The organism is Pseudonocardia sp. KRD291, from assembly GCF_019263595.1.
Classification (GTDB): domain Bacteria; phylum Actinomycetota; class Actinomycetes; order Mycobacteriales; family Pseudonocardiaceae; genus Pseudonocardia.
The window spans coordinates 1-7,315 of the sequence record NZ_JADQDD010000298.1; the positions used below are offsets into that span (position 1 = coordinate 1).

Consider the following 7,315-nt stretch of genomic DNA (forward strand, 5'->3'; position numbering starts at 1 on the left):
CGCCGCCCGGCGGCGGGGAGGGCGACCCGGACGACCCGACCCCGACGACGCCGCCCCCGTCGACCACGACGAGCTCGGCCGCACCGACGTCGACGCCGTCGTCCTCGTCGAGCTCGTCGTCGCACTCGTCCTCGAACCGCTCCACCTGAGCGGTCGGGGCCGGGACCACCGGGACCACCGGCGCGGTCCGAGGCCGCTGCGGCGGCTCAGGAGCCGTCGCGCACCGGCTCGGCCCGCGGGCCGAGCAGGATCCCCTGGCCGGCCAGCCACGCCTCGACGTCGTAGGTGTGGCGGGCCAGCGCGTCGAGCACGGCGTGCGACCGGTCCAGCGCGTACTCGGCGAGCCGCGGCCCCAGCAGCCCCTCGGCGACCGCGGCCACGTACTCGTCGACGTCGAGCAGCTCCGCCTCCCGCCCGGTGCGCACGACCAGGTCCAGGTACAGGTCGGTCATCCGCAGCACCCGGCCGTCGGTGCCCTCCCGGACGATCTCGGCGATGTCGACGTAGAAGTCCTGGTCCCGCTCGTACCCGGGGTTCCACCGCCAGTCGCTGAGGCAGACGCCCAGCTCCGGGAACACCCAGGTCTCCATCCACCAGGCGTTCGGGCGGCCGACGATCGGCCGGCTGAGGTAGAGACCCCAGTCGTGCTCCCGGTAGGTGTCGACCGCGCGCGGGTTGCCCTTGGAGTCGGTGTTGGTCCCGGCCTCCGGGTCGAAGGTCTGGATCTTCGGGGGGTGCACCGCGGTGATCCTTCCATCGGATCCGGGCCCGGGGAGCGGTCCGCGCGCGGAAACTGTCGGTGGGTGCTCGTACCCTGGGTTCCGTGGCATTCGCGACAGAGGTCCCCGGCAGCGCTGCAAACGTGCGTGGGCATGCAGACGTGAGCGGGCAGGGCCAGCAGATCCGTCAGGAGCCGCACGCGCACCCGGACGCGGGTGAGACGCCGACCGGCACCCCGCTGGCGCACTCGGTGCACCGCCCGGTCGGCGACATCGAGCGCACCGGCAAGCGGTTCGAGGTGGTCAGCGAGCACGTGCCGGCCGGTGACCAGCCGACCGCCATCGCCGACCTGGACCGCAGGCTGCGCGAGGGCGAGGAGGACATCGTCCTGATGGGTGCCACCGGCACCGGCAAGTCGGCGACGACCGCCTGGCTGATCGAGCAGCAGCAGCGTCCGACGCTGGTGATGGCCCCGAACAAGACCCTCGCCGCGCAGCTGGCCAACGAGCTCCGCGAGATGCTGCCGAACAACGCCGTCGAGTACTTCGTCTCGTACTATGACTACTACCAGCCCGAGGCCTACATCGCCCAGACCGACACCTACATCGAGAAGGACTCGTCGGTGAACGACGACGTCGAGCGGCTGCGCCACTCGGCGACGATGAATCTGCTCTCGCGCCGCGACGTCGTCGTCGTCGCGTCGGTGTCGTGCATCTACGGCCTCGGTACGCCTCAGTCCTACCTCGACCGGTCGGTGGAGCTCGCCGTCGGGCAGGAGGTGGAGCGCGACGCGCTGCTGCGCGCGCTGGTCGACGTGCAGTACACGCGCAACGACGTGGCGTTCGCCCGCGGCACGTTCCGGGTCCGCGGGGACACCGTGGAGATCATCCCGGCCTACGAAGAGCTCGCGATCCGGATCGAGTTCTTCGGCGACGAGATCGAGTCGCTCTACTACCTGCACCCGCTCACCGGCGAGACGATCAACCAGGTCGAGGCGCTGCGGATCTTCCCGGCCACGCACTACGTCGCCGGCCCGGACCGGATGGAGCGCGCGGTGCGCGACATCGAGGCCGAGCTGGAGACCCGGCTGGCCGAGCTGGACAACCAGGGCAAGCTCCTGGAGGCCCAGCGGCTGCGCATGCGCACCCAGTACGACCTGGAGATGATCCGCCAGGTCGGGTTCTGCTCGGGCATCGAGAACTACTCGCGCCACATCGACGGCCGCGGCGCCGGCACCGCGCCCGCGACGTTGATCGACTACTTCCCGGACGACTTCCTGATGGTCATCGACGAGTCGCACGTGACGGTGCCGCAGATCGGCGGCATGTACGAGGGCGACATGTCCCGCAAGCGCAACCTGGTCGAGTACGGGTTCCGCCTGCCCTCCGCGACCGACAACCGGCCGCTGACCTGGGAGGAGTTCGCCGACCGGATCGGCCAGACGGTGTACCTCTCGGCCACCCCGGGGCCCTACGAGATGCAGCGGACCGGCGGCGAGTTCGTCGAGCAGGTGATCCGGCCGACCGGGCTCGTGGACCCGGAGGTCGTGGTCAAGCCGACCAAGGGCCAGATCGACGACCTCGTGCACGAGATCCGCTCCCGCAGCGAGCGCGACGAGCGGGTCCTGGTCACGACGCTGACCAAGAAGATGGCCGAGGACCTCACCGACTACCTGCTCGAGCTGGGCATCCGGGTGCGCTACCTGCACTCGGAGGTGGACACGCTGCGCCGGGTCGAGCTGCTGCGCCAGCTGCGTTCGGGCGAGTACGACGTGCTGGTCGGGATCAACCTGCTGCGCGAGGGACTGGACCTGCCCGAGGTGTCGCTGGTGGCGATCCTGGACGCGGACAAGGAGGGCTTCCTGCGCTCGGGCACCTCCCTGATCCAGACGATCGGGCGTGCGGCGCGCAACGTGTCCGGCCAGGTGCACATGTACGCGGACAAGATCACCGATTCGATGCGGTACGCGATCGACGAGACCGACCGGCGCCGGGCCAAGCAGGTCGCCTACAACACCGAGCGCGGGCTCGACCCGCAGCCGCTGCGCAAGAAGATCGCGGACATCCTCGACCAGGTGTACCGCGAGGCCGAGGACACCGAGGAGGCCGTCCCGGTCGGCGGGTCCGGCCGCAACGCCTCCCGTGGCAAGCGCGCCGCGGGAGAGGCCGGGCGGGCCAGCTCCGGTGTCTCCGCGGGCCGGGACACCACGGGCATGCCGCGCGCCGAGCTGGCCGACCTGATCCAGCAGATGAGCGACCAGATGCTGGCCGCGGCGCGGGACCTGCAGTTCGAGCTCGCGGGCCGGCTGCGCGACGAGATCGCCGACCTGAAGAAGGAGTTGCGCGGAATGGACGCTGCCGGGGTGAAGTAGCCGGTGACGTGCCGGGGTGACGTGGCCGGGCCGCGGGCGAGGGTCGCGGACCGTGGCGTCGGCGACCCGGATACCGTGGGCGCTCGTCGCCCCCTGGCCAGCATCACCGGAGGAACCGCGTGACCGTCATCCGCACCACGTCCGACGCGGACGTGGTCGTCGCCCGGCTGCGCGCGCTGCTGACCGGTTCCCGCGGCGTCGCCTACGTCGCGGTGCCGCTGCTGGTCGCGGCGCTGGTGTGGTCGTTCGTCCGGCTGCACGGGTACCAGCTCGACCTCGACATCTACCGGATCGGCGTGCAGACGTGGCTGGCCGGCGGCGACATGTACGGCACGCTGCGCCCGCCCATGCAGGGCCCGGTGCTGCCCTACATCTACCCGGTCTTCGCCGCGATCGTGATGGTCCCGCTGGCGGTGATCCCGTACACGGCCGCACTGGTCCTTCTGTTCGTGCTGTCGCTGCTCGCGCTGGCCGGCTCGATCTACCTGACCGTGCGGGTCGCCTGGCCGGCCGGCGGCCGCAACGGTGCGCTGTCGGTGTCGATGCTCGCCCTGACGGCCGCGCTGATCATCGAGCCGGTCGCCCAGACGTTCGCGTTCGGGCAGGTCAACCTCGTCCTGATGGCGATGGTGCTCGTCGACTGCCTGGCCCCGCGGACCCGCTGGCCGCGCGGGCTGATGATCGGCCTGGCGGCCGCGGTGAAACTGACGCCGGCCGGGTTCGTGCTGTTCTTCCTGGTCCGACGGGATCTGCGGTCGACGGTCGTGGCGGCGGTGACCGGCGTCGTCGCGACCGGGATCGGGTTCGCCGTGGACCCGGACGCGTCGGCGCGCTACTGGTTCGGCGGCCCGGCCGCCGGCGTCAGCGGCTCGACGTTCTTCTCCAACGAGACGATCCAGGCGATCCTGGCGCGCCAGGACCTGACCGGGCTCCCGTTCACCCTGCTCTGGCTGGCCGGGGTCGTCCTGATCCTGGTCCTGGCCTACCCGGTGATCCGGCGGGCGGAGCCGGCCACCGCGCTCGCCGCGACGGCCGCGGTCATCCTGATGGCGTCGCCCACCTCCTGGTCGCACCACTGGGTGTGGGTGGTGCCCGCGCTGGTCGCGGTCGGCGCGCACGCGGTGCGGTACCGGTCCTGGGCGTGGGCTGCGCTGGGGGTCGTGACAGCGGCGGTGTTCTACGTGGCCCCGTTCCGCTGGATGCCCAACGTCTGGGGCATGACGATGCGCTGGAGCGTGTTCGAGCAGGTGCTCGGCGCGAGCTACGTGATCGTCGCGACGGTGTCGGTGGCCCTGGGCTGGTGGTACTTCCGGCGCGGTCCGGGGGCGATCGGCTGGCGCTCGGCGGTGCCGGGCCGCGACGGTACGGCCACGGTGGCCCACGGCGGCTGACCGGCCCCGGATTCCTGCCGGGCCGCCGGTGCCTGAGGGCCCCGGTGCGGCCGGGGCGCCACGGCGCGGGATCCGGTGCCCGCGATCTATGGCGCGGCCCACAGGCCGGGCCTAATCTGGACCGGGCCCAACCGGAGCGGGGAGGTGCTGGTGGACAACGGCGTCTGTGCGATCCGGCCGGGTACGGACCTCGGCCGGCACGCCCGCATGCTCGCGCAGGTGCACGACGCCCTGCTCGCCGGCGACCGGCCCCCGGCCGACCCCCGCGGGCTGGTCGCCCGCTCGTGGACCCGGGTGCGTGCCCAAGGGGTGAACCCCGACCTGGGGGACCCGCCGGGCCCGGTCGGCGCCGACGAGGTCGAGCGGCGCCGCACCCGGTCGCCGCTGGCCATGGTGCTGCCGGAGCTGCGGGCCGCGCTGACCTCGGTCGCCGAGGACGCCCGGCACGTCATGGTGGTGACCGACGCCGACGGTGTCCTGCTCTGGCGCGAGGGGGCCACCTCGGTCCGCCGCCGCGCCGACCGGCTGGGCTTCACCGAGGGCGCCGACTGGTCGGAGAACGCGGTCGGCACGAACGCGATCGGCACCGCGCTGGCCGAGGACGGCCCGGTGCAGATCTTCTCCGCCGAGCACTTCGTGCGCAGCCACCACGTCTGGACCTGCACGGCCGCCCCGGTGCACGACCCGCGCAGTGGCGAGATGCTCGGCGCCGTCGACGTCAGCGGCCCGGCCGAGACGATCCACCCGACCACCGTCGCACTCGTCGACACCGCCGTCCGGCTGGCCGAGGCCGGCCTCTGGCGGCGGCACGAGGGCAAGCTCGACGCGCTGCGCACGGTCGGGGCACCGATGCTGGCCGCGGTGAACGGGCCCGGCCTCGTCGTCGACGACCACGGCTGGGTCGCCGCCGTGAGCGGCATGCCCGGCATCGAACGGGTCGGTGTCCCCACCGCGGAGCGTCCACTGGCGGTGCACGGTGTCGGGGTGTGTCTGCCGGAGGCGGTGCCGGGTGGCTGGCTGCTGCGTCCGGCCGGGACCGGCGAGCACCGGATGCAGCTGGTCCTGGAGCTCGACGCCCGCCCGCCCCGCGCCGTGGTGCAGGGCAGCAACCGGTGGGTGCACCCGCTGTCCACCCGGCACGCCGAGGTGCTGGCGCTGCTCGCCAGGGCCGGCACGACCGGGTTGGACGCTGCGTCGCTGAGCGCGGCGCTCTACGGCGACCGGGCGCATCTGGTCACCGTGCGCGCCGAGATGTCGCGGCTGCGGCGCACGCTCGGCGGACTGCTGCTGGCCCGGCCCTACCGGATCGCCCCGGACGTCGAGGTCTCGATGCCGGACATGGCCACCAGCCGTGTCGTGCGGGACTCCACCGCCCCCGGGATGCGCGCCCTGCGCACCGGCTGAGACCGGCCCGCCCCGGCTGCAACCGGCCTGCAACCCTCGCCGCCCCGCGGCCGCCGGGGTGGACTCACCCGACGCGCGGGATCTCCGGCGCCGGCCGGGGGACCGCCGGGAACCAAGGAGCGCGCATGAGTACTGCCGTCGTCACCGGAGCCGGCCGCGGGATCGGGCGGGGAATCGCCCTCGCCTGGCGCGCGACGCCCGGAACCGGGTCGACGACCGTGACGGCCGTAGCGTGCGACGCTACGAGCGTCACTGTCGCTCGGCCCGGATGTGGACCTCGGGTCGGGGGCGTCGGGTGCAGTGCCGGTAGGTCCGCTCGAGCTCGTCCAGGACCTGGGCCGGGGCGGTCCGGATCCTCCTCGGCTGCGTGTGCACCACGAGGATGCCGTGGGCCGACATGGCCGAGTGGCGGTCCAGGGTCGCGTCGTGGTCGGCGGGGCTCAGGTGCCACTCGTAGGAGTCGATCTCCCAGGCCATGCCGACGTCGTCGAGCCAGGCGTCGGGCATCGCGACGAAGCGGCCTGCGGCATCGTCGAGCCGGGGGTTCCAGATCGCGCGGCGCAACAGCGGGCTGCTCAGGAGCAGCTCGCGGGCCTTCGCCTCGGCAACCGAGCGGACGCCGGCCGCGACCTCCTCCAGAACGGCCCGGGGCAGGGCGCTACCGCGGCCCGACCCGGCGGCCAGCTCCGCCACCAGCTCGGGCACCGTGGCCCGCTCCCGCTGCACCACCTCGGCGAGCACGGCGCGGACGACGTCACGGTCGGTGCTGCGCCGGACGAAGTCCATCGCCGCACGGGTGACCGGGGCGACGGGGTGGCGGCACCCGGACTCCGGTGCGGGGAGGCGTTCGGTCCGCTCGATCAGCGCGAGCCCGTGCGAGGTCCGCTGCCGCCCCGAGGGGACCAGCACGTGCACGGGCCCGGACGGTTCGGGGCACTGCCGGATCCCGTGGATCCTCAGGGCGTCGAGTCCGGTGATCGCCGCGCCGTCACCGGCCAGCAACAGTGCGGCCGCGCGACGGTCGTCGCGGGTGATCGGGCCGTTGTGCAGGACGACGATGCCGGGCGCGAGCGAGCGCCAGGGCCCGCCTGGGCGGCAACGCCGGGAGATGAGGCTGCGCGGCAGCCCGAGCCTCTCCAGCTCCGCGACCCGGACGACGTTCGCCCGGCACAGCACGCGGCAGCGGTCTGGAGCGGGTGCGAGCGATCGTGGGCCCATGCGGTCGACTCTGGCCGGTCGGAGCTCCGGTGACGCCGCCGGTTTCGCCGCTGTGGACGGCCGGACCACGTTGTGCACAACTCCGGTCGGGCGCACGACCGGTGCACTCGTCACCTCGGACGCGACGGCAGTCACGCTCGTGGCACCGGGCTCGCGCACGGTCCGCCCGCGCGGGCCCGGCCCGGGACCCGCCTCCGACGGTGCGGGTGTG

The 7,315-nt window shown here is 73.4% G+C and carries 6 protein-coding genes; 4 read left to right on the top strand and 2 right to left on the bottom strand.

The window, feature by feature from the left end:
- Positions 1–206: 206 nt before the first annotated feature.
- Entirely contained in the window at positions 207–740 is a 534-nt protein-coding gene (locus I4I78_RS27630; RefSeq protein ID WP_308252397.1) for a DUF402 domain-containing protein, read from the bottom strand.
- A gap of 218 nt (positions 741–958) precedes the next feature.
- Between I4I78_RS27630 and uvrB the strand changes: the two genes are divergently transcribed.
- From uvrB to I4I78_RS27645, 3 genes are all read left to right on the top strand, one after another.
- Positions 959–3,091 carry an excinuclease ABC subunit UvrB gene (gene uvrB, locus I4I78_RS27635; protein ID WP_226380551.1) on the top strand — a complete coding sequence of 711 codons (2,133 nt, stop codon included), beginning with the start codon at positions 959–961 and terminating at the stop codon, positions 3,089–3,091.
- Between the two features lie 119 nt (positions 3,092–3,210).
- Positions 3,211–4,482: a glycosyltransferase 87 family protein gene (locus I4I78_RS27640; RefSeq protein ID WP_218614432.1), complete on the top strand. Its 1,272-nt coding sequence runs from the start codon at positions 3,211–3,213 to the stop codon at positions 4,480–4,482.
- A gap of 150 nt (positions 4,483–4,632) precedes the next feature.
- Positions 4,633–5,886 carry a GAF domain-containing protein gene (locus tag I4I78_RS27645; RefSeq protein WP_308252398.1) on the top strand — a complete coding sequence of 418 codons (1,254 nt, stop codon included), beginning with the start codon at positions 4,633–4,635 and terminating at the stop codon, positions 5,884–5,886.
- Between the two features lie 249 nt (positions 5,887–6,135).
- On the opposite strand, the gene I4I78_RS27650 is transcribed toward I4I78_RS27645, so the two are convergent.
- Positions 6,136–7,104, bottom strand: a complete 969-nt coding sequence (locus I4I78_RS27650) for a hypothetical protein (RefSeq protein ID WP_218614433.1) — start codon at positions 7,102–7,104, stop codon at positions 6,136–6,138.
- On the opposite strand from I4I78_RS27650, the gene I4I78_RS27655 reads away from it, so the two are divergent.
- On the top strand, positions 7,103–7,315 hold a 213-nt coding region (locus I4I78_RS27655), incomplete at its 3' end, for a hypothetical protein (RefSeq protein ID WP_218614434.1). The two genes, I4I78_RS27650 and I4I78_RS27655, sit on opposite strands and share 2 nt — an antisense overlap.

Bases quoted from the DNA above. Each gene is read 5' to 3' on its own strand.
- I4I78_RS27650 (WP_218614433.1), bottom strand. From the start codon at position 7,104: ATGGGCCCACGATCGCTCGCACCCGCTCCAGACCGCTGCCGCGTGCTG.